Origin of the sequence: Bradyrhizobium sp. SZCCHNR1017 (assembly GCF_032381375.1) — a bacterium.
Taxonomy (GTDB): Bacteria; Pseudomonadota; Alphaproteobacteria; order Rhizobiales; family Xanthobacteraceae; genus Bradyrhizobium.
In genome coordinates this window covers 295,469-321,450 of the sequence record NZ_JAUHIR010000005.1, presented here as the reverse complement: position 1 = coordinate 321,450, position 25,982 = coordinate 295,469, and the positions used below count along the sequence as shown (strand labels likewise).

At 65.9% G+C, this 25,982-nt stretch carries 25 protein-coding genes; 7 read left to right on the top strand and 18 right to left on the bottom strand.

Features of this window, described 5'->3' with window-relative positions; translation table 11 throughout:
* Nucleotide 1: 1 nt before the first annotated feature.
* From QW863_RS15975 to QW863_RS15965, 3 genes are all read right to left on the bottom strand, one after another.
* Nucleotides 2-2,125: a HAMP domain-containing methyl-accepting chemotaxis protein gene (locus QW863_RS15975; protein WP_315715716.1), complete on the bottom strand. Its 2,124-nt coding sequence runs from the start codon at nt 2,123-2,125 to the stop codon at nt 2-4.
* A 239-nt stretch (nt 2,126-2,364) separates the two neighbouring features.
* Entirely contained in the window at nt 2,365-3,519 is a 1,155-nt protein-coding gene (locus QW863_RS15970; protein WP_315715715.1) for a patatin-like phospholipase family protein, read from the bottom strand.
* Nucleotides 3,520-3,595: 76 nt separating this feature from the next.
* The gene (locus tag QW863_RS15965; protein WP_315715714.1) at nt 3,596-4,417 is read right to left on the bottom strand and encodes a 3-hydroxybutyrate dehydrogenase; all 822 of its coding nucleotides are present in this window, start codon (nt 4,415-4,417) and stop codon (nt 3,596-3,598) included.
* 183 nt (nt 4,418-4,600) lie between these two features.
* On the opposite strand from QW863_RS15965, the gene QW863_RS15960 reads away from it, so the two are divergent.
* A complete protein-coding gene (locus tag QW863_RS15960; protein WP_315715713.1) occupies nt 4,601-5,497 on the top strand; it encodes a LysR family transcriptional regulator in 897 nt (298 codons plus the stop codon).
* Here the strand turns inward: QW863_RS15960 and QW863_RS15955 are convergent.
* Nucleotides 5,485-6,204 (bottom strand): peroxiredoxin-like family protein, encoded by a 720-nt coding sequence (locus tag QW863_RS15955; RefSeq protein ID WP_315715712.1) that lies wholly within the window; start codon nt 6,202-6,204, stop codon nt 5,485-5,487. The two genes, QW863_RS15960 and QW863_RS15955, sit on opposite strands and share 13 nt — an antisense overlap.
* An 85-nt stretch (nt 6,205-6,289) precedes the next feature.
* On the bottom strand, nt 6,290-6,571 hold the full coding sequence (locus QW863_RS15950; RefSeq protein WP_315715711.1) for a hypothetical protein: 282 nt from the start codon (nt 6,569-6,571) through the stop codon (nt 6,290-6,292).
* A 244-nt stretch (nt 6,572-6,815) separates the two neighbouring features.
* Between QW863_RS15950 and QW863_RS15945 the strand changes: the two genes are divergently transcribed.
* Nucleotides 6,816-7,301, top strand: a complete 486-nt coding sequence (locus tag QW863_RS15945; protein WP_409977935.1) for a cupin domain-containing protein — start codon at nt 6,816-6,818, stop codon at nt 7,299-7,301.
* A 92-nt stretch (nt 7,302-7,393) separates the two neighbouring features.
* Nucleotides 7,394-8,623: an MFS transporter gene (locus tag QW863_RS15940; RefSeq protein ID WP_315715709.1), complete on the top strand. Its 1,230-nt coding sequence runs from the start codon at nt 7,394-7,396 to the stop codon at nt 8,621-8,623.
* Here QW863_RS15940 and ccoS read toward each other — a convergent pair.
* The 10 genes from ccoS to QW863_RS15890 all read right to left on the bottom strand — a co-directional run bounded on the left by ccoS (nt 8,593) and on the right by QW863_RS15890 (nt 18,072).
* Nucleotides 8,593-8,778 (bottom strand): cbb3-type cytochrome oxidase assembly protein CcoS, encoded by a 186-nt coding sequence (gene ccoS, locus QW863_RS15935; protein WP_315715707.1) that lies wholly within the window; start codon nt 8,776-8,778, stop codon nt 8,593-8,595. The two genes, QW863_RS15940 and ccoS, sit on opposite strands and share 31 nt — an antisense overlap.
* Nucleotides 8,769-10,970 carry a cation-translocating P-type ATPase gene (locus tag QW863_RS15930; RefSeq protein WP_315715706.1) on the bottom strand — a complete coding sequence of 734 codons (2,202 nt, stop codon included), beginning with the start codon at nt 10,968-10,970 and terminating at the stop codon, nt 8,769-8,771. Before QW863_RS15930 ends, ccoS begins: the two co-directional genes overlap by 10 nt.
* A 14-nt stretch (nt 10,971-10,984) precedes the next feature.
* The gene (locus QW863_RS15925) at nt 10,985-11,485 is read right to left on the bottom strand and encodes a FixH family protein (RefSeq protein ID WP_315715705.1); all 501 of its coding nucleotides are present in this window, start codon (nt 11,483-11,485) and stop codon (nt 10,985-10,987) included.
* A 17-nt stretch (nt 11,486-11,502) separates the two neighbouring features.
* Nucleotides 11,503-12,984, bottom strand: coding sequence for a cytochrome c oxidase accessory protein CcoG (ccoG, locus tag QW863_RS15920; RefSeq protein ID WP_315715704.1), 1,482 nt, complete (start codon nt 12,982-12,984; stop codon nt 11,503-11,505).
* A gap of 113 nt (nt 12,985-13,097) precedes the next feature.
* The gene (ccoP, locus tag QW863_RS15915; RefSeq protein WP_315715703.1) at nt 13,098-13,970 is read right to left on the bottom strand and encodes a cytochrome-c oxidase, cbb3-type subunit III; all 873 of its coding nucleotides are present in this window, start codon (nt 13,968-13,970) and stop codon (nt 13,098-13,100) included.
* 6 nt (nt 13,971-13,976) lie between these two features.
* The gene (locus QW863_RS15910; RefSeq protein WP_315715702.1) at nt 13,977-14,141 is read right to left on the bottom strand and encodes a cbb3-type cytochrome c oxidase subunit 3; all 165 of its coding nucleotides are present in this window, start codon (nt 14,139-14,141) and stop codon (nt 13,977-13,979) included.
* A gap of 17 nt (nt 14,142-14,158) precedes the next feature.
* Nucleotides 14,159-14,893: a cytochrome-c oxidase, cbb3-type subunit II gene (ccoO, locus tag QW863_RS15905; protein WP_172236801.1), complete on the bottom strand. Its 735-nt coding sequence runs from the start codon at nt 14,891-14,893 to the stop codon at nt 14,159-14,161.
* Between the two features lie 10 nt (nt 14,894-14,903).
* Nucleotides 14,904-16,550, bottom strand: coding sequence for a cytochrome-c oxidase, cbb3-type subunit I (gene ccoN / locus QW863_RS15900; RefSeq protein WP_315715701.1), 1,647 nt, complete (start codon nt 16,548-16,550; stop codon nt 14,904-14,906).
* Nucleotides 16,551-16,775: 225 nt separating this feature from the next.
* Nucleotides 16,776-17,201, bottom strand: a complete 426-nt coding sequence (locus QW863_RS15895) for an HPP family protein (protein WP_315715700.1) — start codon at nt 17,199-17,201, stop codon at nt 16,776-16,778.
* 37 nt (nt 17,202-17,238) lie between these two features.
* Entirely contained in the window at nt 17,239-18,072 is an 834-nt protein-coding gene (locus QW863_RS15890) for a universal stress protein (RefSeq protein ID WP_315715699.1), read from the bottom strand.
* A gap of 271 nt (nt 18,073-18,343) precedes the next feature.
* On the opposite strand from QW863_RS15890, the gene fixL reads away from it, so the two are divergent.
* The 4 genes from fixL (at nt 18,344) to QW863_RS15870 (ending at nt 21,775) form a co-directional block, all read left to right on the top strand.
* Nucleotides 18,344-19,867, top strand: coding sequence for a sensor protein FixL (gene fixL, locus QW863_RS15885; RefSeq protein ID WP_409977926.1), 1,524 nt, complete (start codon nt 18,344-18,346; stop codon nt 19,865-19,867).
* Nucleotides 19,860-20,477, top strand: a complete 618-nt coding sequence (gene fixJ / locus QW863_RS15880; protein ID WP_315715698.1) for a response regulator FixJ — start codon at nt 19,860-19,862, stop codon at nt 20,475-20,477. The genes fixL and fixJ overlap by 8 nt, the downstream gene beginning before the upstream one ends.
* Nucleotides 20,478-20,554: 77 nt before the next feature.
* Nucleotides 20,555-20,959, top strand: coding sequence for a response regulator (locus QW863_RS15875; protein ID WP_315715697.1), 405 nt, complete (start codon nt 20,555-20,557; stop codon nt 20,957-20,959).
* A gap of 111 nt (nt 20,960-21,070) precedes the next feature.
* Complete coding sequence (locus QW863_RS15870) at nt 21,071-21,775, top strand: helix-turn-helix domain-containing protein (RefSeq protein WP_315715816.1); 705 nt, start codon at nt 21,071-21,073, stop codon at nt 21,773-21,775.
* Between the two features lie 14 nt (nt 21,776-21,789).
* On the opposite strand, the gene QW863_RS15865 is transcribed toward QW863_RS15870, so the two are convergent.
* From QW863_RS15865 to QW863_RS15855, 3 genes are all read right to left on the bottom strand, one after another.
* Complete coding sequence (locus tag QW863_RS15865; RefSeq protein WP_315715696.1) at nt 21,790-23,115, bottom strand: MFS transporter; 1,326 nt, start codon at nt 23,113-23,115, stop codon at nt 21,790-21,792.
* A gap of 96 nt (nt 23,116-23,211) precedes the next feature.
* Complete coding sequence (locus QW863_RS15860; protein WP_315715695.1) at nt 23,212-23,721, bottom strand: PRC-barrel domain-containing protein; 510 nt, start codon at nt 23,719-23,721, stop codon at nt 23,212-23,214.
* Nucleotides 23,718-25,919 (bottom strand): amylo-alpha-1,6-glucosidase, encoded by a 2,202-nt coding sequence (locus tag QW863_RS15855; protein ID WP_315715694.1) that lies wholly within the window; start codon nt 25,917-25,919, stop codon nt 23,718-23,720. Before QW863_RS15855 ends, QW863_RS15860 begins: the two co-directional genes overlap by 4 nt.
* Nucleotides 25,920-25,982: the final 63 nt, after the last annotated feature.

Genomic DNA, 25,982 nt, shown 5'->3' with positions numbered 1-25,982 from the left:
CTTACGCTGCGCGGACCGCTTCCAGGAAGCTGCCGACCTCCCGCTTGAGGCGGTTGGAATCTCCAGCCAGCGACTTGGCCGACGACAGCACCTCGGCGGAGGCCGAGCCGGTCTGCGAGGCGCCGCGCTGCACGTCCGTGATGTTGGACGAGACCTGCTGGGTGCCGTGGGCGGCCTGCTGCACGTTGCGCGAGATTTCCTGCGTTGCCGCGCCCTGCTCTTCGACCGCCGCCGCAATGGCTGCTCCGATCTCGGCAAGCCGCTCGATCGTCGAGCTGATCGCCTGGATCGAATTCACCGATTCCTGCGTCGCGGCCTGCACGCCCGAGATCTGCTGTGAGATCTCCTCGGTCGCCTTCGCCGTCTGTTCCGCGAGCGCCTTCACCTCGGTCGCAACCACCGCGAAACCGCGGCCGGCGTCGCCGGCGCGCGCCGCCTCGATGGTGGCGTTGAGTGCGAGGAGATTGGTCTGTCCGGCAATGCTGTTGATGAGCTCGACGACGTCGCCGATGCGGGCTGCGGCCTGCGACAACTCGGCGACGCGCCCATTGGTCTGGCGCACCTGCTGCACGGCGTCGCCGGCCATGCGGGCCGACGCCTGGACCTGACGGCTGATCTCGGTCACCGACGAGGAGAGCTCCTCGGTGGCGGAGGCGACCGACTGAACGTTGGCGGACGCTTCCTCCGACGCAGCCGCCACCACCGTGCTGAGCTCCTGCGAGCGGCTAGCGGTGTTTGTCAGCATGTCCGCCGACGTCTCGAGGCCCGAGGCCGCCGACGACACGGTGTTGACGATGTCGGCAATCGTCGACTCGAAGTTGCGCGTCAGCGCATCCAGCCGCTGGGCCCGATCGATCTGCGCCTGCGCGTCGCGCTGCGCGGCCTCGTCCGAGGCCTTCTTGGCGATCAGCGCGTCCTTGAAGATCTTCAGGGCGCGCGCCATCGCGCCGATCTCGTCCTTGCGGGACTCGTTCGGAATATCGGCGCTCAGCTCGCCATTGGCGAGGCGCAGGGTCACGCCGGTCAGTCCGACCAGCGGGCCGATGACGCCGCGGACGACGCCGATGACCACGGCGACCGACACGATCGCCACCAGCAGCAGAACGCCGAGCGCGATGAACAGCCGCAGCCGCGCCGCGCCGATCGCCTGATCGATGGCCTGATGCGCGGACTTCAGCGCCGCATCGCGCAGCACGATGACGTTGTTCAGCATCGGCGTGGTCCAGCGGCCCCATTCCTCAGCCGTGACCGGCGACGGCTGTCCGTCGCGCCCCGCCGTGACGATCTGACGGTAGCGCTGTTCGCCAGCACCCATCAGGGTCGTGCGCACGTGCTCCAGCGCGGCGGACACCTCCGGCGTATTGCGAACGCTGCGCGCCGCGAGCTCGATCTGCTGCCACAGCAGGGTCACCTGTCCGCTCTGCTCGGTCACCTCGGCAAGACGCGCCGGGGTCCAGCTGACGTTCTGGATGAAGAAGCGCAGCACGGCGGAGCGCGCGCCGTTGATCGTGCGCATCGATTGCGACAGCTGCGCAAGCTGGGCCGAAGGCAACAGGTTCTCGACCTCGCCGCCGGCCCCCGACAGCTCGATCGCGGTCTCGTCGATGGCGGCATTCAGGGACTCGGCCGCCCGACCGAGGCCATCCGTGGTCGTCGCCTGGATGTTCGCCGGACGTTGCGCGGCCGGAAGCGGTACAGCGTTGCGCGCCGCCGAACGGACGCCACGCAGTGTCGTCGCTGCGGCATCGATGTTGGTGGTCGGCAGGCCCGCAACTTGCGCGGCGGCCTTGGCCCGTGCCAGCGACTCGTCCGTCGTGGCGATGGCCTTGTCGAGCTTGGCGACATCATCCGCCGACGCGGACCCGGCCGCCGCGAGCAGATTCCACTGGCCGCGCTCGAGCGGGATCTGCGCATTGACCTTCAGTGCCAGCTCGAAGGCGTCCAGAACCTGCTCCGCCCGCTCGCGCTTGCGCAAGTCGCCCCACCCGCTCCATGCGAGCGCAAAGGCGAAGGCCATCGCGAAGAAGCCGGTCAGCAGATTGCCGGCAAGAATTTTCCATTTGAGACTGACCGCACCGGTCTCCGGCTTGATCGTCTCATTCTGCAGCACCGAGCGCTCGGACATCGGCCGTTCCCAATCAAATATCGCTGCCCGGCCGGTCACGCTCGCGTCGGCCGATACGCGCTGGCGCAGCGGCCTCCGGCGACGTCCCCGCGCGGTCGGCAAACACGAATCGCGGCGATGCTGCCGCGCCATAATGATTAAGAACGAATGGCGACTAATCCCTTAAACTGAGCTGATCCGAGCGGTATCTGAATGCCGCGATACCGCGCCAATCGGATCGACTCGGCTCATCGGGCCCTCTACTCCGCAGCCGCTGCAAGCGTGACCGAGGGATCGTGCAACACCACGCCGGAGAGCGGATCGTGCTCGCCCGACCAGGGCCTGCGCTGCAGGACCGATCGCGTGTGCTGATAGCCCGCAGTCCAGCGCGCGATGATGCCTCGCTCGGTGAAATCGATATCCTTGGTATGGCTCTCGCGAGCGAGTTGCGGGGCCAGCAGCCGGACGACATGCATCCGCGTCTGGCAACCGTGACTGACAAGATCGCGGATCGCCGGATCATTGCGGGCCGACTCCGGCAAATGAACCGCAAGCTGATTGATGATATGCCGCAGCCGATGCGTCTGCTGCTGGCGCGCGATATGGCTCGAGATCCGGCTCGAATATTGCGCGTCCTTGTGGCGGTTGAACACCTCCGCCATGGTCGTCGGCTCGGCTCCCTCGGGATTCCACAGATGCACGGCGAAGATCAGCGAGTCCTTTCGCGGATTGTCGTCGAACACGACCTCGGTCGGCGTGTTCGACAGGATGCCGCCGTCCCAATACAGTTCGCCATCGATGCGAACTGCCGGAAACGCGGGAGGCAGCGCGCCCGATGCCAGGATGTGGCGGACATCCAGCACCTCGTCGCGACTGTCGAAATAGCTCATCCGGCTCGTCCTGACATGCGCCGCCCCGACCGTGAGGCGTAGACCGCCATTGTTGAGACGATCGAAGTCGACGAGCTCCTGCAGCGTTTCGCGCAGCGGAGCGGTCGAGTAATAGCCGGCCTGCTCGGCACCGAGCGGATAGGACTCCCCGGCATGCGCCAGGGCGTTGGGACGGAAGAAGCCCGGAATCCCATGCGTCACGGTCGTCCAATAGGACAGCCGCTCGTTGAAATCCGGAAAGGCCGTGCGCACTGTCCAGGCTGGCCGCCGGTGCATCCGCTTCCAGAACTCCCGCAGCCGCGTCATGCGCTCCTGCACCGGGCTGCCGGCGATGAGAGCGGCATTGATGGCGCCAATCGATGTCCCGATCACCCAGTCCGGCTCCAGACCAGCCTCGTGCAGCGCCTGATAGACGCCGGCCTGGTATGAACCGAGCGCACCACCGCCCTGCAGGACGAGAACCACCTGCCCAGGCAGCCTGCTGCGATCGATCATCGCGCACATCGTGTCGTCGACGTCGGCCATGTCTCCCTCCTCATGTCTCCCTCCTGATGCATTGTCCTGTTCGCAGTTTTCCCGTCGCTGTTACATCGCCCAACCGTCAATGTGCGGTCCAACCACCATCGACCGGCAGGGCAACACCGGTGATCGATGCGGCGGCATCGCTGGCGAGAAAGACGGCGAGCGCACCGATCTCCTCCACCGTTGCAAAGCGCTTGTTCGGCTGTTGCGCCAGCAGGACATCGCGGATGACCTGATCGCGGGAGATGCCGTGCGCCCTGGCCTGTCCGTCGATCTGCGCCTCGACCAGCGGCGTGTAGACGTAGCCTGGACAGATCGCATTGCAGGTGATGCCGATCTCGGCCGCCTCCAGCGCCGCGACCTTGGTCAAGCCGATGATGCCATGCTTGGCAGCGACATAGGCCGATTTGAACGGCGACGCGACGAGGCCATGCGCCGAGGCGATGTTGATGATGCGACCGAAGCTATTCCGCCGCATCGACGGCAGTGCCAACCGCATCGTGTGGAACGCCGACGAGAGATTGACCGCAACGATGGCGTCCCACTTTTCGACGGGAAACTGCTCGAGCGGCGCGACGTGTTGAATGCCGGCGTTGTTGACCAGGATGTCGATACGGCCAAATTCCTGCAGGGTACCGGCCATCATGCTCGCGATCGCTTCCGGCTGCGTCATGTCGGCCGCAGCATAGCCGGTGCGAACACCGAACTCCGCAGCGATCTGCGACCTGATGCGGCCGATCTCCTCGGGAGCTCCGAAGCCGTTCAGCATGACGTGCGCCCCGGCACCGGCAAGTGCCTGCGCAATCCCCAGACCGATGCCGCTGGACGAGCCGGTGATCACCGCCACCCTGCCGGACAACGGAGGTAATGTGGATCGGGCTTTCAGTGAATCTACAGCCATGGCGTCGCCTTCGTCCGAGCAGTTGAGCCCCGTGCCTGCACAAATTGCCGGGCCGCCATGACCAATGGAAATGCCGTTTGGCTCGCCACACGATAGGTGCTCGCTATCGCAATCGCTGGTGCCAAGCCCCGCTTGGTAGGATATTGCACCCGGGACGTCAGCCCGATCGAACGGAGCACCTCGATGGAAATGCATCAGGTTCGGTATTTTCTTGCCGTTGCCCGGCTGCTGCACTTCACGCGCGCGGCCGAGGAATGCAACGTGACGCAGCCGTCGCTGACGCGTGCGATCAAGCAGCTCGAAGCCGAGCTCGGTGGCGACTTGTTCCGGCGTGAGCGGCCGGCCGCGCAACTCACCGAGCTCGGCCAGCGCATGCATCCACTGCTGAAGCAATGCTACGAGGCTGCCGTTGGCGCGCGAACCCTCGCCTCGTCCTTCAAGAGCGGAGAGCTCGGCACGCTCCGGATCGCGCTCGCCGACTCGGTCGACCTTGCGCTGCTGATCCCGCTGCTCGATCAGCTGCAGCGCCAGTTCAACCAGCTCGAGCTCAGGTTTCTACGCGGCAGCAGCCGCATGATCGCAGAGCATCTGAAGAGCGGCGAAGCGGAGCTCGGCATCGCCTCGGAGATCGACGAGACCTGGGATCGGCTGGATGTCTGGCCTCTCTTCACGGAGGACTTCGCGCTCGCCGTGAGCAGCCGGCACCGGCTGGCCGGGCAGGATCCGATCGCGATCGATGATCTGGGCGGTGACGCGTTGCTGTGCCGCAACTATTGCGAACATGCGGACAGGTTGCGCACGCTGCTCCGCGAACGCGGCGTCGACCTCGGACGAACTCATGATGTCCACTCCGAACGCGACCTGATCGCGCTGATGGAAGCCGGAGTCGGCATCGGTGTGGTGCCGCAAACGACCACGCTGCCGGAGACCCTGCATCGGGCCACCGTCGACGGACTCGACGTGCGGCGCACCGTTCATCTCTACGGCGTTGCTGGCCGTGAACGCACGGCGGTTGCCTCGACCGTGATGCGCATGCTGCGCGGCAGGAACTGGCAGGAATGGCTCGCTCAGCTGTCCTGAGCCGCGGCCTGGCGAAGCGCTTCGACCAGATCGTCGATTTCCATCCGCTTGCGGAAATCGGGATCGACGAAACGCGCCTTTACGAGACCGTCACGCCCGACCACGAAGGCAGCCGGAATGGGCAACACCCAGCCGTCATTGCCGTGGAAGCTCGCCAGGTCCTGGTGCGCCAGTAGTTGCTGGATCTCACGACCAAGCCAGATCGCGAGGTTGAGCGACAAGGCATAGCCGTTGTCGAGGTCCGTCAACACAGGGAAGGTGGCGCCGGCGTCCGATTTGAACTGCTGCGTGAACGCCTGCAGCTCCGGCATGATCGCGACGATCGCGCCGCCCGCGGCGTCGATGCGCTCCTGCGCCTTGATCACCGCGCGAACGTTGAGCCGGCAATAGGGGCACCAATGGCCGCGGAAGAACATCACGGCGACCGGCCCCCGGACGAGGCAGGATTGCAGGCTCACTAGCCGGCCAGCCTCATCGGGCAGGACGAATGGCGGCATCGTCTCACCGGGCCGCGGCGCAGTCTCGCCGCCGCCGTTGTCTCCGAGCCGCGCCACCAGGCGGTCGACGGCGGATGCGTAGGCCGGAAAGATCTCGCGACCCGCAGCGGCATAGGCCTCGAGCTGCTGACGCAGGGTGCCCTGCATCTCCCTGCATTGCAGGAAGGCCTGTCTGAGCCGCTCGGCATCCGCGGGTGAAAGCACTGTCATGAGCAGCTCCGGCAGGTTCAGGACCCCAACCATGATAGTTTCCCGGGCAAGCCGACCACAAGGGCGGCCTGCCCGACCGTCGCGCTCAGGGCCGATAGAAATTGCCGGTGGGATCGAGCATGCCGGACGCCGAATAGAGCTGCCCGTCGCTCATGAAGAAGACGGTGTTGTTCGGCACCTTCCTGGCGTGGCGCATCATGGCCCGATGATTGGCGTCGCCGGCGGCCATCGTCATCATGCTGGTCTTGCCGGCGCTGTAGACATAGGCCATGCCGGGCGCGAGATCGAGACCGCCTTGCGCGATGGCTGCGGTGGCAGAGACCGCGACCACGGCCGCGGCGATCAAGGTCTTGGACAGGCGGGTCATGGATATCTCCTCCTCATGAATGCTGTCGCCCGTCATCGGGCGTCCGCATTACAAGCGCGACCTGCTCTGCTTGAGAAATGCCGTTGTCCAATCGCGAGGATAGCGTCCGCCTATCGATAGCGGCGGTCTATCGGCTCCAGAGAAAGGATGCATTTCCATCATGTCCCCTGCTCCCCGATGGTGCGCCTCGCGATGCCCGCTCGGCGCGGGCCGCTGTTCCATCAGAGGAGACAATGACATGTTGATGCAGATCGCACCTACACGCGCGCGCCGCCTGAGCGCTGCTTTCGTCCTGGCCGTTGCTACGACGGTGATCGCGGCGTCCGGCGCCCGCGCCGGCGAGTGTCCGGCCGACAAGATCAAGGCCGGCGTACGTGAGAAAGCCGACGTCAAGGCGGTCGGCGTTACCGACGTCACGCTTGGCGCGATCGATCTCGCCAAGCAGCCCGCCAATATCAAGGACCGCGAGTTGCGCTTCCGCAAGCTGACCATCGCGCCCGGCGGCATCGTGCCGTGGCACAGCCATGACGATCGCCCGGCGCTGATCTTCGTTCAGCAGGGCGAGATCATCGAATATGCCAGCAACTGCGCCGAGCCGATCCTGCACAAGGCCGGCGATCTGAGAGCCGAGGTGTTCGGCACGTCGCATTGGTGGAAGAACGACGGCAAGGAGACGGTCATCCTCTATGTCGGCGACGTTCGCAAGGATCCGCACGATCACAACATGTAGATCGCGGGCCTCCGCCAGCCGCCTTCGGATCGCCCCCTTCAGGCAGGCGATCCGGATGCGGCCGCGTTGCCTGTGGAGCCGAGGAGATTGCCATGACGGATCTGTCCGCACGGTTGCCGATTGGAGCCGCCGATGTGAATGCACGAAGGGCGGCGCGGCGCGCGGTCCTGGTCGGCCTGCTCGCCTTTTTCAGCCTCGTCGATCTGTTCGCGGCGCAGGCGATGCTGCCGGTCCTCGCGCGCTACTATCAGGTCAGCGCGGCCGAGATGGGGCTTGCCGTCAACGCCTGCACGCTGGGAATGGCGATCGCGAGCCTGGTCATCGGCCTGCTCAGCCCGCTGATCGATCGCCGGATCGGCATCGTCGCCAGCCTTGCCCTGCTCGCCGGCTTCACCGCCTTGCTCGGCAGCGCGCCCGACCTGACGGTGTTCGCAGGCTTGCGCATCCTGCAGGGCCTGTGCATGGCCTCGGCGTTCGCCCTCACCCTTGCCTATCTCGGCGAGCAGTGCACCGCCAGCGAGGCCGGCGGCGCCTTCGCGGCCTATATCACCGGCAACGTCGCCAGCAATCTGGTCGGGCGCCTGCTCTCGGCCGGTCTCACCGGTGCCCTGGGCCTCAAGCCGACCTTCTACGTCTTCGCCGCGCTCAATGTCTGCGGCGCCCTTCTCGCCGCATTCGCGGTCGGAGGCGCGGCCATGCGTGCGCAGGGAACGATGCGGCTGCGCGGCGGGGCCATCGCCGATCACCTGCGCGACCGCCGGCTGCGCGCGGCCTTCGGCGTCGGCTTCTGCGTCCTGTTCGCCTTCATCGGCGCCTTCACCTTCGTGAACTTCGTGCTGGTGCGACCGCCGCTGTCGCTCGGCATGATGGAGGTCGGACTGGTGTATTTCGTCTTCCTGCCCTCGATCGTCACCACGCTGCTCGCCGGCCGGACGGTCGCAAGGATTGGCACACAGGGCGCGATCTGGGGCGCACTCGCAACCGCAGGCCTCGGCCTCGTCCTGATGCTGTCGTCACAGCTCGGGGCGGTGCTCGCCGGCATGGTGCTGGTCGGAGCGGGCACGTTCTTCGCCCAGGCCGTGACCACAGGTTTCGTCGGAAAGACCGCCGCCCACGATCAGGGCGTTGCAAGCGGTCTTTACCTCGCCAGCTATTTCGCCGGCGGCATCATCGGAACGGCCGTGCTCGGCCAGTTGTTCGACCGGTTCGGCTGGACGGCTTGCGTGGCAGGCATCGCCGCCGCGCTCGCGGTCGCGGGATACCTGGCGCGTCGGATGACGCTGCCAGGCGTTCAGGACCGGCTCGGCGCGGCCTCGGGCTGAGCCGGCGGGGCCTGCTCATCGTCGTCGGCGATGGCGCGCCAGGCCGCCCCTTCGAGATCCTCATACTGGCCGCTCTTCAGCGACCAGAGAAAGCCGACCAGGCCGGCAAGGCCGAGCGCCAGAGCGAGCGGGACGAGAATGATCATCACTTCCATGACGCGGCCTCCCCGGCCACCTTGCGGGCACGCAGCGCATTCAGCATGACGATGATCGACGAGCCGGACATCGCGGCTGCCGCGATCAGCGGGGTGACGACGCCGCTGATCGCCAGCGGCACCGCCAGGGCGTTATAGCCGACTGCGAGCCACAGATTCTGCCGCATCAGATGCAGCGCCTTGCGCGCGTAGTCGATCGCGGCCAGCACCGGCGCCAGGGGACGACCGAGGAAGACGAGATCCGCGGTGGCTTGGCTCAGATGCGCGGCCGAGATCGGCGACATCGAGACGTGCGCGGCGGCGAGCGACGGCGCGTCGTTCATGCCGTCGCCGACCATCATGACCTTGACGCCCGCGCGCTTCAGCTCCTCGATGCGCGCGATCTTGTCGGCCGGCGTGACGCCGGCGCGCCACTCGCCGATGCCGAGCGCCTTGGCGGCCGCGGCCACCGCCGCCTCGCGATCGCCCGAGAGGATCTCGACCTTGATGCCGCGCCGCTGCAGGCCGGCGACGATCTTGGCGGCGTCGGGGCGCAAGCCCTGCCGCACCGAGAACAGGTACTTGCTGTCGCCGCGGCTGAAGGCCACCACCGAGGCCTCGGGATCGACGCTGCCGGTCTGCGCAACCAGCGCCTCGGCGCCGCAGAAGGTTGGACGTCCCAGCCTGATCTCGACGCCGTCGACGACGGCGCGGACACCCTGGCCCGGCTCCTCGACCGCGCCCATCAGCGGCGACCGCGCATTGGCGGCCTGGGCCACCGCCGCGGCCACCGGATGATGGCTCGACAGCGCTAGCTGGCCGGCCAGCGCGAACACATCTGCAGGGATGTCGGCGGCGTTGACGACCTCGAGCTCCGGCAGCGTCAAGGTGCCGGTCTTGTCGAAGATGACGTGATCGGCCTCGGCGAGGCGCTCGATCGCATCGCCCGCATTGAGCAGCACGCCGGACTTGAACATCGCGCCCGACGCCACGGTCTGCACGGTGGGAATCGCGAGCCCGAGGGCGCAGGGACAAGTGATGATCAGCACGGCAATGCCGGTGACGATGGCGTCATGCCAGCTCGCGCCCATCAGCACCCAGCCGAGCACGGTGAGCGCCGCTGTTGCGTGCACGACCGGCGCATAGAGCCGCGAGGCGCGGTCGGCGAGGCGCATGTAGCGCGAGCGAGCCTGCAGCGCGTTGTCGAGCAGGCGCGTGATCTCGGCGAGCAAGGTGCCCTCGGCCGCGGCCGACACCCGGACGCGCAGCGTGCCGGAAATGTTGAGCGAACCCGCATAGACCGCCGTGCCCTGCTCGGCCGGCACGTACAGCGTCTCGCCGGTGATCAGGCTCTGGTCGATCTCGGAGCGGCCCTCAACCACGACGCCGTCGACGGCGCAGCGCTCGCCGGGCCGCAGCAGCACGAGATCGCCGGCGCGAACGGCGGCGACCGGTACCTCCGAAATCTCGTCGGGGCCGATGAACTTGGTCGCGGTCTCCGCCTTCAGCGCGGCGAGATTGCCGGCGACCGCGCGAGTCCGCCGCCGCATGTTCTGGTCGAGATAGCGGCCGACCAGCAGGAAGGTCAGCAGCATGATCGCGGCGTCGAAATAGGCGTGCTCGGCGTGGTGGAAGGTCTCGACGACCGACATGCCCAGCGCCAGGATCACGCCGATGCAGATCGGCACGTCCATGTTGACGTTGCCGCTCTTGAGCGCGCGCCATGCCGAACGGAAGAACGGCTGGCCGGCATAGGCCGCGGCCGGCAATGCGATGACGGCCGACAGCCAGTGGAAGAAGTCGCGCTGCTCCGGCAGCATGTCGCTGACATTGCCGGACCACACCGGGATCGACAGCATCATCACGTTCATGGTCGCGAACGCGGCGACGCCGAGACAGCGCAGCAGGAAGCGCGATTCCTCGGCCTCGGTGGCCTCGGCGCTTGCCTTCTCGAACGGATAGGCCTTGTAGCCGAGTTCGGCGAGGCGGTCGATGAACTTGGCCGGATCGAGCGTGCCCTGCTTCCATTCCAGCGCGACGCGGCGGTCGGTCAGGTTGACCCGCGCGAGCGTCACGTCGGGCAGTGCCGAGAGGCCGCGCTCGATCTTGGCCATGCAGCCGGCGCAGCTGACACCCTCGACCGCGAGGTCGATGTGCTTCAGGCCGGCGCCGAGATCCTTGACGTAGTGGGAGAAGTCACGCGTCACATGCATGATCGGAAGTCCCTTCAGTTCAGCAGCACGCGGTTCTTCGACATGAACAGGCGGCGGCCGCTGGAATCACCTTCGAGCACGAGGTCCCACTGGCCCGGCGCGATCGCCTCCGCCGTGCCGCGATAGATGCCGATGCCGACCTCGGCGAGGGCGACGTCCTGATCCGCGCGCTTGTCGGCCGGACGCTCGAGCCGGCCCTGGAAGGTCAGGCCCGAGACGGGATTGCCGCTTGCGTCGCGCGCGTTGACCTGCAGGATGGCGGCGCCGCCGGCGCTACGCTCGATATGCGCCTCGACCTGCCAGCGCCGCGCCTCCTGGGCGCGCGCCGCCGCGATCTCCTTCTCGTAGCCGAGGCTGGCGCTGTAGGCGCTGTCGACCTCGGTGCCCGGCAGGGTCGAGATCGCCATCTTCATCATGTAGACGTTGACGCCGATCACGGTCCCGAAGAAGGCGAGGAGCATCGCGAGCACCATGCCTCCGGTCAGCTGGAAAGAAGGATTGGAACGGCTGGCCATTGACAGGCTCCTTAGCTCTACGGGCTGACGAAATTGTCGGTGGCGGAGGCGACGACGCCGAGACCGATATCCGTCACATGGAACTTCACTGGGATGGACTTCGCGGGATTGTTCTCCTCGGGAGCGGTCACCAGGAGGCGCAGCTCCTCGGTCTGGTCGCGCCCGATCACGATCATAGGCCGGTCCGGCGTCACCGAATCCGCACCGACGACGTGGACGGTCGAATTGGCAGGCCCCTCGATGTCGATGGCGATGACGCGATCGAAGCCGTGCTTGTTGAGGACGCGCACCGTATAGGCATTGCGGATCGAGCCGTCGGACAGCTTGATCGCGATCGGATTGCGATCGTGCAGCACGTTGACCTCGAGCAGCGACCGAGTCGCGAGCTTGTAGACCATGGCGCCGCCGACCACGGCGATGATCGCGGCATAGACGATGGTCCGCGGGCGCACGAGCTTGTAGATCGGCGGCTTGCCTTCCTGTCGACGATGGATGTTGATGTCGTTGTCATAGCCGATCAGCCGCGTCGGGCGGCCGATCTTGGTCATGACGGTATCGCAGGCGTCGATGCAGAGGCCGCACTGGATGCAATCCATCTGGGCGCCGTCGCGGATGTCGATGCCGGTCGGGCATACCGCCACGCATTGCTTGCAATCGATGCAGTCGCCGGCCGGCTGGCCGAGCGCGCGCAATTCGGCGGCCTTCTTGACCGACATGCGGCTCTCGCCGCGGTCATAGCGGTAGGTGACGTTGAGCGCCCATTCGTCGGTCAGCGCCGCCTGGATGCGCGGCCACGGGCACATATAAACGCAGACCTGCTCGCGCATGAAGCCGGCGAGCGTGTAGGTCGTCGCGGTCAGGATCGCGATCCAGACATAGGCGAGCATCGGCCCCTGGAAGGTGATGAGATCCTTCACGAGCGTCGGCGCATCGCTGAAATACAGCACCCAGGCGCCGCCGGTCCACCACGCGATCATCAGCCAGATCGAATGCTTGAGCACGAGCTCCGAAATCCGCTCCAGCTTCATCGGGTCGCCGGAGGCATCCTTCTTCATGCGCTCCCGCCGGTCACCCTCGATCAGGCGCTCGACGGCATAGAACAGGTCGGTCCACACTGTCTGAGGGCACAGATAGCCGCACCAGATACGGCCGCCGATCGCGTTCATCAGGAACAGGCCGATGGCGGCGATGATCAGGAGGCCGGTGAAGTAGTACACCTCCTGCGGCCACAGCTCGATGAAGAAGAAATAGAAGCGGTGGTTCGGGAAGTCGATCAGCACCGCCTGGTCGGGCGCGCCGAGGCCGCGATTCCAGCGCACGAACGGCAGGAAATAATAGACGCCGAGGCAGAAGCCCATCAGGCCCCATTTGATCCGGCGGAAAGTGCCCGAGACGCTCTGGGGATAGACCTTCTTGTGCGCAGCATAGAGCGGACCGTAATCGTCCACGGGCTGCAGGTCCTGAGGCTTCAGGTCGTCCGGTCTTACCGTCTGGTTCATGGCTGGCGGATCATGGCTGGGGGGTCTTCTCGCAGTTGCGGCCGAAGGTATGTCCACCTCCGGCCGCTCAGTTGATCCAGCTCAATCGAAGGGAAAGTTCCGTTGGATTTCCGTTACTTTCCGCCACCCAGCGAGTGGACATAGACCGCCATCGCCTTGATCGTGGTCGGGTCGAGACGGCCCTCCCAGGCCGGCATGACGCCGGCGCGACCATTGGTGATGGTCTCGATCAGGGTCGCCTCGTCGGAGCCGTACAGCCAGATCTTGTCGGTGAGGTTCGGCGCGCCGAGCTCCGGATTGCCCTTGGCGTTGTCGCCATGGCAGGCCGCGCAGTTCTCGGCGAAGACCTTGGCGCCGGCCTTGGCGTCATAACCCGGCCGGGTCGGCAGGCCCGCCAGCTCCCGAACGTAGTTGGCGACCGTGACGATCTCCGCCGGCTTCAGGACACCGTCCTTGCCGAAGGCGAGCATCTGGCCCTCACGCGTCTTCGGGTGACCCGAGCGCACGCCGTACAGCAGGGTCTGCTGGATCTGCTCCAGCGAGCCGCCCCACAGCCAGTCGTCGTCGTTCAGGTTCGGGAAGCCCTTGGCGCCGGCCGCGCCGGTCCCGTGGCAGGCGGCGCAATTGTCGCCGAACACCGTCTTGCCCTTGGCGCGCGCCAGGGCCAGCATCGCCGGATCCTTCTCGATGTCGGCGAGCGAGGCGGTCGCGAGCGCGGCCATCTTGGCGCCGCGGATCTTCTCGAGATTGGCAAGCTCGACCGCCACGTCCGCACGGGACGAGTAGCCGAACAGGCCCTGGGTGTTGCTGGAGATGGTCGGCCAGGCCGGATACACGATCCAGTAGCCGATCGCCCAGACGATGGTGATGTAGAAGGTGATCACCCACCACCGCGGCAGCGGGGTGTTGAGCTCCTTGATGCCGTCCCAGGCGTGGCCGGTGGTGGGGGTGCCGGAGACACTGTCGACTTCGGTATGGTCAGCCATGATGAATTAATCCTCCCGCAACGGCATGCTCGCCGCCTCGTCGAAAGCGGCCTTGTTGCGAGGCCAGAGGGCATAGGTCACGATCGCGATGAAGATCGCGACGAAGATCGGGGTCCACAGCGTCGTCACGAGTGACGACGCGATGTTTTCGACTGCAATGATGGGCTTCATGATGTTCGCCTCTGATCTCAGCGCAGATTGGCTTTTTCGTTGTAGATCTTGAAGTCGACCAAGGTGCCGAGCATTTGCAGGTACGCTACCAGCGCATCCATCTCGGTCGGCGCACCCGCCTTGCCGTCGAAGTTGCGCACCACCGCCTTCGGATAGCGTTTGGTGAGCGCCTCGGCACCGGCACCGTCCGGATCGACCTGCGCCTTGAGGTCGGCGGCGGCGTTGGCGATCTGGTCGTCGGTGTAGGGCACACCCACCGCCCGCAGCGTCTTCAGGTGATCGGCGACGTTGTCGGCGTTCAGCTCGGTCTCCTTCAGGAAGGGATAGCCGGGCATGATCGACTGCGGGACGATGGCGCGCGGGTTGGTCAGGTGGGTGACATGCCAGTCGTCGGAGTACTTGTTGCCGACGCGGGCGAGGTCAGGACCCGTACGCTTGGAGCCCCACTGGAACGGATGGTCGTACATGCTCTCCGCGGCGAGCGAGAAGTGGCCGTAGCGTTCCACTTCGTCGCGCAGCGGACGAACCATCTGCGAATGGCAGAGATAGCAGCCCTCGCGGACGTAGATGTTGCGGCCGGCCAGCTCGAGCGGCGTATAGGGACGCACGCCGTCGACCGCCTCGATCGTGCTCTTCAGGTAGAAGAGCGGAGTGATCTCGACGAGGCCGCCGATCGCGATCACCAGCAGGATGCCGATGACCAGGATGATCGAGTTCTTCTCGAAGACTTGGTGTCGTTGCCAGAAAGACATGGTTGATACCTCACTCCGCCGGCTGAAGGGCGACGGGCGACTGAACTTCTTCCTCACCGACACGGACCGTCATCCAGAGATTGTAGGCCATGATGAGTGAGCCGATCAGGAACAGCGCGCCACCAGCGGCACGGATGATGTAGAAGGGGTGCATCGCCTCGACGGTCTCGATGAACGAGTATTCGAGGAAGCCGAGCGCCGTGTAGGACCGCCACATCAGACCCTGCAGGATGCCCGAGACCCACATCGCGGAGATGTAGAGCACGATGCCCAGCGTGGCCGTCCAGAAGTGCCAGTTCACGAGCTTGAGGCTATAGAGACCCTTGCGGTTCCAGATCCACGGCACCAGGCAGTACAGCGCGCCGAAGGAGACGAAGCCGACCCAGCCGAGCGCACCGGAGTGCACGTGACCGATGGTCCAGTCGGTGTAGTGGCTGAGCGAGTTGACCACCTTGATCGACATCATCGGACCTTCGAAGGTCGACATGCCGTAGAAGGCGACCGAGACGACCAGCATGCGCAGCACGGGGTCCGTCCGCAGCTTGTCCCACGCTCCCGACAGGGTCATCAGGCCGTTGATCATGCCGCCCCAGGAGGGCATCCACAGCATGATCGAGAAGGTCATGCCCAGGGTCTGCGTCCAGTCCGGCAGCGCCGTATAGTGCAGATGGTGCGGGCCGGCCCAGATGTAGAGGAAGATCAGCGCCCAGAAGTGGATGATCGACAGCCGATACGAGTAGATCGGACGCTCAGCCCGCTTCGGGATGAAGTAGTACATGATGGCCAGGAAGCCGGCGGTCAGGAAGAAGCCGACCGCGTTGTGGCCGTACCACCACTGGAACATCGCATCCTGCACGCCACCCCAGGCGATGTAGGACTTGGAGCCGAACAGCGACACCGGAAGCGCCGGATTGTTGCCGAGGTGCAGAACCGCGATCGTGACGATGAAGGCAAGATAGAACCAGTTCGCCACGAAGATGTGCGGCTCCTTGCGCTTGATGATCGTCGTCAGGAAGACCAGCAGGTAGACCACCCAGACGATCGTCAGCCAAAGATCCGAGTACCATTCGGGCTCGGCATACTCCTTGCCCTCGGTGACACCGAGCAGATAGCCCGTGCCCGCGATCAGGATGAAGAAGTTGTAGCCGATCACCACGAACCAGGGCGCGAGATCACCGGCGAGACGCACGCGGCAGGTTCGCTGCACGACGTAGAACGAAGTCGCCAGCAGCACGTTGCCGCCGAAGGCGAAGATCACCGCCGAGGTATGCAGCGGCCGCAGGCGGCCGAAGCTGGTCCATGGCAGGTCGAAGTTCAGCGCGGGCCAAGCCAGTTGCGAGGCGATGATGAGTCCGACCGTGAAGCCGGCGATGCCCCAGAACATCGACATGAACGAGGCGAACTTGATCGGACCGAGATTGTAGTTCGGCCGACCATTGATCTCCTGCGGAGGCAGCTCGCGGCGCTCGAAGTAGCGGTTGAGGATGAAGAAGACGGACGCCGCGCTGGCGGCAGCCGCGAGCGAGGCGTGGAACGCGAAGGCCGTATCCAGTGCCTTCGCCGCAGCGAAGACGCACAGGAAGGCGGTGACGGCAAAAGTGAGCGACAAGCCACTTTCGCCGATGGTCATGGATTTTGTGGATGAGGACGCGCTCATGCGGAATCTCGCTGAAAGAACACGAGCCCAGCAACCACAATCGTTCACACGTGGAATTGATCGAAATCAACTTTGCGACCAGTTCGCCGGTAAACAGGCGGAGTGTTGCACGACGACGCGGCCCGACGCGGCTTCGCTCGCAGACACGGCGACGGCCGGCATGCAGCGATGCATGCCGGCCGTCATTAGACGTTCGTAGCAGGCTTCGGACTCAGCGCGCCGCGCTCAATCCTTGGCGGCAGCCGCCAGCGCTCGCACGATGTCCTCGCGGGCGACGATCCCGACCACGCGGTTGTCGGCATCGGTCACGGGAAGGCTGCGGATGCGATGCTCGACCATCAGCTGCAGCACGCGCGTCAGCTTCGTATCCGGCCTGACGTAGATGAACTCGGACGTCATCACGTCGGCGACCGTCCGGTTCATCAGGTCGCTGTAGCGCGGCAGCATCTGATTCGGCGTGAAGGCAAAGCATTTCAGCACGTCGAACTTGGTGACGATGCCGATCACCTCGTCGTTCTCGACGACGGGGTAGGTGTTGAAATCGTCGCGGTCGAACATCTCGCCGAGCTCGCGGATCGTCGTCTCCCGGGTCACGGTCGTGACGTTCCGCGTCATGTAGTTGCCGGCGGTTTCCTCGAGAAATCTGTACAAGGCGGCAATCCTGTTCTCGAATGGAGCGGGTCGAATTTCAGTGCGACAGCAGAACGCAACGCTCGCTGCGCGTCATCAGATGCTCGGTGACCCCGCCGAGCACGAGCTCGCGGAATCGGGAATGGCCATAGGCGCCCGCCACGACGAGACCGGCCGAAACATCGGTGGCGACGGCGTCGAGCGTAGCCGCAACGTTGCGCCCCTGCCCCGGTTCCGCGACGCGCGCCGATGCGACGATCTTGTGACGGCCGAGCCATGCGACGACGTCCGCAAGACGCGCCGCGCAGGCGTCATATTCCGAGGCGGTCTCCGGGATCTCGGCGACCACGACGCCGCTCGCCTTGGCGAGCAGCGGCAGGGCATCGGTCAAAGCGCGGCGCGCCTCCGGTGTCTCCTTCCAGGCCACCAGTACGGTCCCGAGATCGAGGCTGCTGACGTTGTCCGGCACCATGAGCAGCGGGCGTCCGGCCTGCATGACGAGATCCTTGGGATTGGCCACCGCGAACGCATCGGACACCCCGGGCGGCACGCCGCCGGTGACGAGAATGTCGGCGGCACGGGCCTGCGCCAGCACGTAGCGCGCGGGGAAATCCACGGCGCTGCGCCAGCTCAACGACGCAGCCCGGTCACCCACTGCGGTGCGGAACTGCTGCTCGAGCTCGGCCAGTCGATTCCGCAGCGCGGCCTCACCCTGCTCGATCAGATCCTGCGCCTGCTCGCCGGTCGTGAAATACAGCGGCGGCGCGAATTCCGCGGCCGCCACGCCGATGACACCTGCGTCAAAGCGCGCCGCCAAGTCGGCCGCGACCTGAAGGCGGGCCTCATTCGGCTGACTGAGCGCAAGGCTCACCATGACAGTCGCGAACGTCATCCCGCCTCTCCAAACATTGCTTCCATGCAGCTCTTAGAGGTGAAATCACCTGCCGTGATGAGATAGATCAAGGTGCGGCGGTGAAGCACGGGCGGCAGGACACCGTTGGAACCCGGCCCAGGATCGGAGAAAGCCTTGAATTGTCGAACCAAAGTTTAAGTCGGACCGGGTTGCAGGGGCGCAATCTGGTATAGGATACCGCGGTGGTCGGCCTCCCGGCTGCGGCGATAACGGCGAATCGGACAACGGCGAATCGATCAAAGGCCTCGAATTGCGCGACTTCACCCACCCCTTCCCGGATGCATCCGCCAGGCTCGACGACGCTCCCGAGGACGCTCGGAGGCTGGGCTTCGGCGCGTGGGATCTCGATCTGGCCTCGGGCGAGTTCTACTGGTCGGTGACGACGCGGAAGCTGTTCGGCGTGGCGGCCGATCAGCCGGTGACCTACGGGTCCTTCCTGGCGCTGCTCGCGCCCGAGGATCGCGCGCCGGTCGAGGCGGCGATCGAGGATTCGCGCCATCGGAGCACCGGGTTCGACATGTCGTTCAAGGTGTCCGGCGGCGGCCACTGGATTCGCGTGCTTGCCGGCGTGGTCCCCGACGAGGCCGGCGCGCCGCATCATCTGCGCGGCATCGCCCTCGACATCGACCAGGAGAAGCGGCTGGAGGAGACGCTGCGGCTGCGCGAGCAGCATTTCCGCTCGATCCTGGACACCGTGCCGGACGCGATGATCGTGATCGACGGCAGCGGCACGATCCAGTTCTTCAGCTCCGCGGCGGAGCGGATGTTCGGCCTCACCGAGGCAGAAGCGGTCGGCCTTGACGTCAGCGAATTGATGCCCGAGCCGGACCGCTCGCGCCATGCCGGCTACCTCACCCGCTACCATGCCAGTCGCGAGCGCCGCATCATCGGCATCGGCCGCATCGTGACCGGCCGCCGCCGCGACGGCACGACATTCCCGATGCATCTGTCGATCGGCGAGATGCAGTCCGGCGGCAAGCCCTATTTCACCGGCTTCGCCCATGATCTCACCGAGCATCAGCAGACCCAGGCACGGCTGCGGGAACTGCAGTCGGAACTGGTCCACGTGTCGCGCCTCAGCGCCATGGGCGAGATGGCCTCGGCGCTGGCGCATGAGCTGAACCAGCCGCTCGCCGCGATCAGCAATTACATGAAAGGCTCGCGCCGGCTGCTGGCCGGCAGCAGTGATCCGAACACGCCCAAGATCGAGAGCGCGATGGACCGCGCCGCCGAGCAGGCAATTCGCGCCGGCCAGATCATCCGCCGTCTGCGCGATTTCGTCTCGCGCGGCGAATCGGAGAAGCGGGTCGAGAGCCTGTCGAAGCTGATCGAGGAAGCCGGCGCCCTCGGCCTTTCCGGCGCCCGCGAGCAGAACGTCCAGTTGCGCTTTCAACTCAATCCGGAGGCCGATCTCGTGCTCGCCGACCGGGTCCAGATCCAGCAGGTCCTGGTCAATCTGTTCCGCAATGGACTCGAGGCGATGGCTCATTCCGAACGCCGCGAGCTCAGTGCGACAAATTGCAGACTCAGCGACGACTTGATCGAGGTCTCGGTATCCGACACCGGAACGGGATTCCACGACGACGTCATGCCCAATCTCTTCAAGACCTTCTTCACCACCAAGGACACCGGAATGGGAGTCGGCCTCTCGATCAGCCGGTCCATCATCGAGGCCCATGGCGGGCGCATGTGGGCCGAGAACAACGAAGCGGGCGGCGCGACGTTCCGCTTCACCCTGCCGGCAGCCCCAACCAAGGTTGAGCACGATGGCTGAACGGGCCAAGGTCTATGTGATCGACGACGACGAGGCGATGCGGGATTCGCTCAACTTCCTGCTCGATTCATCAGGCTTTGACGTCACGCTGTTCGAGAACGCGGAGGTCTTTCTCGGCCGACTGCCGATGCTCCCTTTCGGCTGCGTCGTCTCGGACGTGCGGATGCCCGGCATCGACGGCATCGAGCTGCTCAAGCGCATGAAGGCCGCCGGCAGCAGCTTTCCGATCCTGGTGATGACCGGCCATGGCGACGTGCCGCTCGCGGTCGAGGCGATGAAGCTCGGCGCGGTCGATTTTCTGGAGAAGCCGTTCGAGGACGAGCGACTGGTCGCCATGATCGAAACGGCAATCCAGCAGGCCGAGCCGGCCGCGAAGAACGAATCGGTCACGCAGGACATCCTGGCCCGCGTCGCCAGCCTGAGCCCCCGGGAGCGCCAGGTAATGGATGGACTGATGGCCGGTCTCTCCAACAAGCTGATCGCGCGCGAATACGACATCAGTCCGCGCACCATCGAGGTCTACAGGGCCAACGTGATGACCAAGATGGGAGCGAACAGCCTCTCCGAGCTGGTGCGTCTGGCGATGCGCGCAGGCGCGCTGAAGGATTGAGCTAGATCAAGCTACCTTGACAGAATCGAGTGTTATCTTGCGCCTCGGTTCAACATCACATTCTCGCGGCACGTGCGATGTCGGCTCACACAAAACCTACGGTCTACGTAGCCGACGACGATGCTGACGTCCTCGGCTCGCTGCGCTTCCTGCTGGAGGCCGATGGCTTCGACGTGCGCACGTTTCGCAGCGGCACCGCGCTGCTCAAGGCCTCGGACCACGCGCCCGTCGACTGCTTCGTGGTCGACTACAAGATGCCGGAGATCAACGGCGTCGAGCTCGCCGAACGGTTGCGCAAGCAGGGGGCGACCGCGCCGGTGGTGCTGATCACGGGGCACTACGATGACCGGCTTGCGGCGCGCGCGGCGGCCGTCGGGATCCAGGATTTCCTGCTCAAGCCGCTGCTCGACGACAATCTGGTGAAGCGGATCCGCAAGGCGATCGCCAACGACCATTCGGGTACCGCCCAGCGCGTCTCCTGAGCGGGCCGGCTACGTATATCTACGTAAGGAACCCCCCTTAAGATAACGGCCGAAATGTCCTTAACGGGAGCCGCCGTGTACCACATCGCCATCCGCCGCAAGGAGATGGTCATGCTCAATCAGTCGATTACCAATTCGGTCGTCAGCACCAACGCCCCCCACGCCGTCCCCTCTCCTGTCGTCTCTCCTGCCGCCAATCCCTTTGCCGAGATCACCGGCCATGCCGGGCTCATCGCCAGCGAGTTCTCCTACAAGAAGGACGAGGAGATCTATGGCGAGGACGAGCCGGCCGAGTACGTCTACCAGGTGATCTCCGGCGCGGTTCGCAGCTACAAGCTGCTCTCCGACGGCCGCCGCCAGATCGGCGCCTTCCATCTTCCCGGTGACGTTTTCGGCCTCGAATTCGGCTCCATGCATCGCCTCGCCGCCGAGGCCATCATCGATACCACCGTGCGCCTGGTGAAGCGCCGCAGCCTCGAACAGGCAGCAGGCGTCGACGTCGCGGTCGCCCGCAAGCTCTGGACCATGACGGCCGGCGATCTCCGCCATGCCGAGGACCACATGCTGCTGCTGGGACGCAAGACTGCGATGGAGCGCGTCGCGACCTTCCTGCTCGAGATGGACCGCCGCCTCGCCGTCGCCGGCATGATGGCGCTGCCGATGTGCCGCCGCGATATCGGCGACTATCTCGGCCTGACCCTGGAGACCGTGTCGCGCGCGCTGTCGCAGTTGCACAGCCAGGGCGTTCTCGGCTTCTCCGGTGCCCGCCAGATCGTGCTGCGCAACCGTCAGCGCCTGCGCAGCATGGACGCCTGAGCGGCCCTGCCCGTTCACGCCCTGCGCTCGCGCTGCCCGGTCTCCGGCATCAGCAGCGCGATCAAGAGAAGACCCGTCAGCGCCACGCCTGACAGACCCATGAAGGCGGTGGCGCTGCCGTAACGGTCGCTGGCGAAGCCGGCGACGACGGTGGACAGCGATCCGCCGATCCCGGACGCCGTCCCGACGATTCCCTGCGCCAGATTGAAATGCCCGCTGCCGAAGGCGACGTCGGCCACCGTCAGCGGAATCATGACGGCGAACACGGCCGCCGTGACGCCGTCGAAGATCTGCACCGCCACTAGCACGTAGGGATCGTGCACGACCGCGAACAGCGCGCCGCGCATCGCGAGCGCGGCAAACCCCAGCATCAGCAGCGGCCTGCGGCCCCATTGCTGCGCGACCGCGCCGACCGAGGGCGAGGTCAGCGCCACGATCGCCTGCGGCACCACGATGCAGAACGCGATCAGCATCGGCGCCCATTCGCTCGATTTCGTCGTCACCACGCCGGCCATCAGCGGCAGCATCGCCGCATTGGCGAGCTGCAGCAGGAACACGCCGAGCGCGAACACGAGCAGCGCGCGCTGGCGCAGCAGGCCGAGCAGATTCGACAGCCGCGCGACCTCCTTGTCCTCGTGATGGGCCCGGCCGTGCGCCCGCGCGACGTCGATCTCGCGCTCGCGGATGCGCGACAACGCGATCAGCGTCGGAAAGGCGAGAATGAAGGTGACCAGGAACACGGCGCGGCTGGACAGCAGATAGCCGCAGGTGCCCATCACGGCCGCAGCCACGCCATTGCCGAGCGACGCGAACCGCGCATTGCGGCCGAGCCGCTCCGCCATGCCGCGCGGCCCGACCAGGCCGAGGCTGATCGCCGCGATCGCAGGGCCCAGCACGCAGCTCGCCGCCGCATGCAACGTCGCGGCACCCGCGACCACGGGAAAGATCGGCCAAGCGGCATAGGCCAGCGCGCAGCAGCCGATGGTCGCGATGGCAAGACCGGCGACGCGGCGCTCGGATCTGGCCGCATCGATGATCGCGCCGCCCGGCATCTGCCCGATCAGCCCGACGATGCCGCCGATCGACAGCACCAGGCCGATCTGGGCCTGCGTCCATTTCTGCGTCGTCAGATAGACCGCGATGAAGGGACCGAAGCCGGTCTGCACGTCGGCCAGGAAGAAGATGAACCAGTCCAGCCCGCGCAGGCTCTGCCGCGACGGCGCCGGTCTCGCAGTCGACTGGCCATGATCCTGCCCGGCATCCGGACGCGCGCCCGCCTCTGCCGCGCGGTCAGGCTCGGGCTCCCGGTCAGGCGATCTCGACGGCCGTGCAATCGGCATGGCTCTCACATCTCAACTCATGAGGCTGACGGGACAGAACATCCCCACCGTGTTCCGCTGCACGCGCAGGCCGGACCGGCAATCGCACACATCAACTCAATGATCGAAATCCCAGGGTGACAGCTTGCCGGACGCGCCGAGCACGACGACGGCCTTGTCCTCCTTGTATTCGGGCGCGGCCTTCACCTGCTCCTTGGTGAGGTCGAGCGTGACCTGGTCGCTCTTCTCGGCGATGTGCTTGAAGTCGAGCGCGGTCCAGTCGACCACGATCTTGCGGCTGCCGACACCGAGGAAGCCGCCGAAATCGATCACCGCGGCTCGCACCGTGCCGGTGGAATCGACGATGACGTCGACGATGTGGCCCATGTCCTCGCCGGTCGAGCTGCGCACGTCGCGACCGAGCACGCCATGCGCATCGCGCGCGCCGAGGATGGTGACCGAGGGCGGCGGTGCCGGCTCCTTCGCGGGCGCCGCGGCATCCTTGGCAGGCGGTGCCGGCGACGGCTGCTGCGCATGCCCGTCGCCGACATACGGACCGATGAGCAACGGCAGCGTGACGAGACAGCCGCAAGCAGCTCGGTGGAGAGCGGGTTTCAACGCCATCATTGCGCCAGCACCAGCGAGACCTGGATCTGACCGCGCCGCCGCAGCACCTCCATGGAGATGTCCTCGCCATGGCGGCGAATGCGCAGGTCGATCGTCGAGCTGCCGAGCCTGAGATCGCGCAGCACCACCCAGTCCAGGAAGGCGGGCAGCCGCGGATTGCGCAGACGGATATCGCCGCGCGCGGCGTCGAACTCGAGCCCGAGCGCCGCCTCGAGCAAGGTGAACGGCGTCGCGCTAGCCCAGGCCTGCGGCGCGCAGGCCACCGGATAGAGCGTCGGGCCGCGATGCTTTTCGCGCCGGAAGCCGCAGAACAGCTCCGGCAGCCGGCGCAGATCCATGTAGGACGCGGCTTCGAACAGGCCGCCGAACACCTGCTCGACCGCATGCTTGAGGCCATAGCGCGACAGGCCCAGCGCAATCAGCGCATTGTCGTGCGGCCAGATCGATCCGTCGTGATAGGACATCGGATTGTAGCGCGCTTCGCCGCAGGCGACGGTGCGGATGCCCCAGCCCGAGAAGAAATGCGGCCGCAGCAGTTCGGCGGCAAGCTTGCGGGCGCGATCCTCGCGTACCATGCCGCTGAACAGCAGCTGCCCGGCGTTGGACGTCCGGACGCGGCAGGGCTGCTTGTGGCCGTCGAGCGCGAGCGCATAGGTGTTCAGATCCTCGCACCAGAAGGCGTCCTCGAACCGTTCCGCGAGATCAGCGGCCTCGGCCTGGAGCCGGTCCGCCATCTCGGCCTTTCCGAGCCGACGGGCGCAACGCGCCGCCAGCTGCTTGCCGGCAAACACATAGCCCTGCACCTCCGCAAGCGCGATGTAACCTTCCGCGAGACGTCCATCGGCATGGAACACCGCGTCGTAGGAGTCCTTCCAGCCCTGGTTGGCGAGACCCTGCTCGGAGGCGCGCTGATATTCCACGAAGCCATCGCGATCGGGATCGCCGGGGCCGTCGATCCAGCGCAACGCCAGCTCGATCGCCGGCCATAGCTCCCTCAGGGTGTCGATGTCGCCGGTGCGCTCGATATAAAGCCCGGCGAGCAGCACGAACAGCGGCGTGGAATCGACGCTGCCATAATAGCAGCCGAACGGCACCTCACGCAGCGCCGCCATCTCGCCGCCGCGCATCTCGTGCAGGATCTTGCCGGGCTCGGCATCGGACAGCGGATCGGTCGTGCGCGCCTGATGCACGGCGAGCCGGCGCAGGACGCCGCGGGCAATGCGCGGATCGACCCACAGCATCTGCATCGCGGTGATCAGCCCGTCGCGACCGAATGTGGTCGAATACCAGGGAATGCCGGCATAGGGATAACGCCCCTCCGGCGTATCCGTCATCAGGATGTTCAGATCGGCCGCTGCCTGGCACAGCACCTCGTTGAGGATGTCGTTGGAGGTCTCGATGCTGGCGGCGCCAACGGTGCATCGGCGCATCTCTCGGCGATGGGCGAGCAGGCTGCGGAAGAAGGGCCGGGGCCGCTCGCCGGCCTTGGCGTTGCACATCACGGCCACGAACAGCGAGGCCGATTCCTGCGGGGCAAGGTCGAAATGATAGGTTGCGACATTGACGGTGAGATGCGTCGGACGCGGATCGAAGCTCACGTCGGTGGTGCGCAGGACATTGTCCAGGCCGCGGTAGTGCAGGACCACCTCGGACGGGTCCACCAGCCGGCTCGAGCCGATGCCGCGCCGCGGCCGCACGGTGCCTCGCACCTCGAAAAGGTCGGCAAAATCATTGTCGAATGTCAGCTTGAGATCGAAGCTGGCATGGCGATCGCCATGGTTCTGCAGCCCGATGCGCTGATAGGCCGTGCCATGCCAGAGAAAGATCGTGCGCACGATGTGCAGCATATCCTTCGGCAGCACCAGGCGGCCCTGGCTGTAGATGTCGGGATTGGTGAGATCGACGGTCAGCGCGGAGTTGTCGTCGCGCAGGCTCGAGCCGAGCAGCAGGGGCTGAACGTCGTCCAGCGTCAATTCGAGCCGCGCGAGATAGCGCGTATCGGCGTTGAAGAGACCGTCCGGTCCGCCGGCCGAGGCGCCGATGTCGCCATGGCCGTCGAGGACGATGAACGTATCGTCGTGCTTGAGCGAGCGCCGCGGCCGGGACGCCGGCCCCGTCATGGGAATATAGAACGGCTGCTCGGCAGGCTCGTCCGTCTGGGTGATCAACGACAGTGTGCTTGCGACTTCGGCGGACATGTTGGCCTCATGCGATGTTGAAGTGCCCAGACAACCGAGAGTGCACGTTCTCGACGCGACCCG

Coding starts and splice junctions, on each gene's coding strand:
- QW863_RS15975 (WP_315715716.1), bottom strand. CDS start 2,125: ATGTCCGAGCGCTCGGTGCTGCAGAATGAGACGATCAAGCCGGAGACC.
- QW863_RS15970 (WP_315715715.1), bottom strand. CDS start 3,519: ATGGCCGACGTCGACGACACGATGTGCGCGATGATCGATCGCAGCAGG.
- QW863_RS15965 (WP_315715714.1), bottom strand. CDS start 4,417: ATGGCTGTAGATTCACTGAAAGCCCGATCCACATTACCTCCGTTGTCC.
- QW863_RS15960 (WP_315715713.1), top strand. CDS start 4,601: ATGGAAATGCATCAGGTTCGGTATTTTCTTGCCGTTGCCCGGCTGCTG.
- QW863_RS15955 (WP_315715712.1), bottom strand. CDS start 6,204: ATGACAGTGCTTTCACCCGCGGATGCCGAGCGGCTCAGACAGGCCTTC.
- QW863_RS15950 (WP_315715711.1), bottom strand. CDS start 6,571: ATGACCCGCCTGTCCAAGACCTTGATCGCCGCGGCCGTGGTCGCGGTC.
- QW863_RS15945 (WP_409977935.1), top strand. CDS start 6,816: ATGCAGATCGCACCTACACGCGCGCGCCGCCTGAGCGCTGCTTTCGTC.
- QW863_RS15940 (WP_315715709.1), top strand. CDS start 7,394: ATGACGGATCTGTCCGCACGGTTGCCGATTGGAGCCGCCGATGTGAAT.
- ccoS (WP_315715707.1), bottom strand. CDS start 8,778: ATGGAAGTGATGATCATTCTCGTCCCGCTCGCTCTGGCGCTCGGCCTT.
- QW863_RS15930 (WP_315715706.1), bottom strand. CDS start 10,970: ATGCATGTGACGCGTGACTTCTCCCACTACGTCAAGGATCTCGGCGCC.
- QW863_RS15925 (WP_315715705.1), bottom strand. CDS start 11,485: ATGGCCAGCCGTTCCAATCCTTCTTTCCAGCTGACCGGAGGCATGGTG.
- ccoG (WP_315715704.1), bottom strand. CDS start 12,984: ATGAACCAGACGGTAAGACCGGACGACCTGAAGCCTCAGGACCTGCAG.
- ccoP (WP_315715703.1), bottom strand. CDS start 13,970: ATGGCTGACCATACCGAAGTCGACAGTGTCTCCGGCACCCCCACCACC.
- QW863_RS15910 (WP_315715702.1), bottom strand. CDS start 14,141: ATGAAGCCCATCATTGCAGTCGAAAACATCGCGTCGTCACTCGTGACG.
- ccoO (WP_172236801.1), bottom strand. CDS start 14,893: ATGTCTTTCTGGCAACGACACCAAGTCTTCGAGAAGAACTCGATCATC.
- ccoN (WP_315715701.1), bottom strand. CDS start 16,550: ATGAGCGCGTCCTCATCCACAAAATCCATGACCATCGGCGAAAGTGGC.
- QW863_RS15890 (WP_315715699.1), bottom strand. CDS start 18,072: ATGACGTTCGCGACTGTCATGGTGAGCCTTGCGCTCAGTCAGCCGAAT.
- fixJ (WP_315715698.1), top strand. CDS start 19,860: ATGGCTGAACGGGCCAAGGTCTATGTGATCGACGACGACGAGGCGATG.
- QW863_RS15875 (WP_315715697.1), top strand. CDS start 20,555: ATGTCGGCTCACACAAAACCTACGGTCTACGTAGCCGACGACGATGCT.
- QW863_RS15870 (WP_315715816.1), top strand. CDS start 21,071: ATGCTCAATCAGTCGATTACCAATTCGGTCGTCAGCACCAACGCCCCC.
- QW863_RS15865 (WP_315715696.1), bottom strand. CDS start 23,115: ATGCCGATTGCACGGCCGTCGAGATCGCCTGACCGGGAGCCCGAGCCT.
- QW863_RS15860 (WP_315715695.1), bottom strand. CDS start 23,721: ATGATGGCGTTGAAACCCGCTCTCCACCGAGCTGCTTGCGGCTGTCTC.
- QW863_RS15855 (WP_315715694.1), bottom strand. CDS start 25,919: ATGTCCGCCGAAGTCGCAAGCACACTGTCGTTGATCACCCAGACGGAC.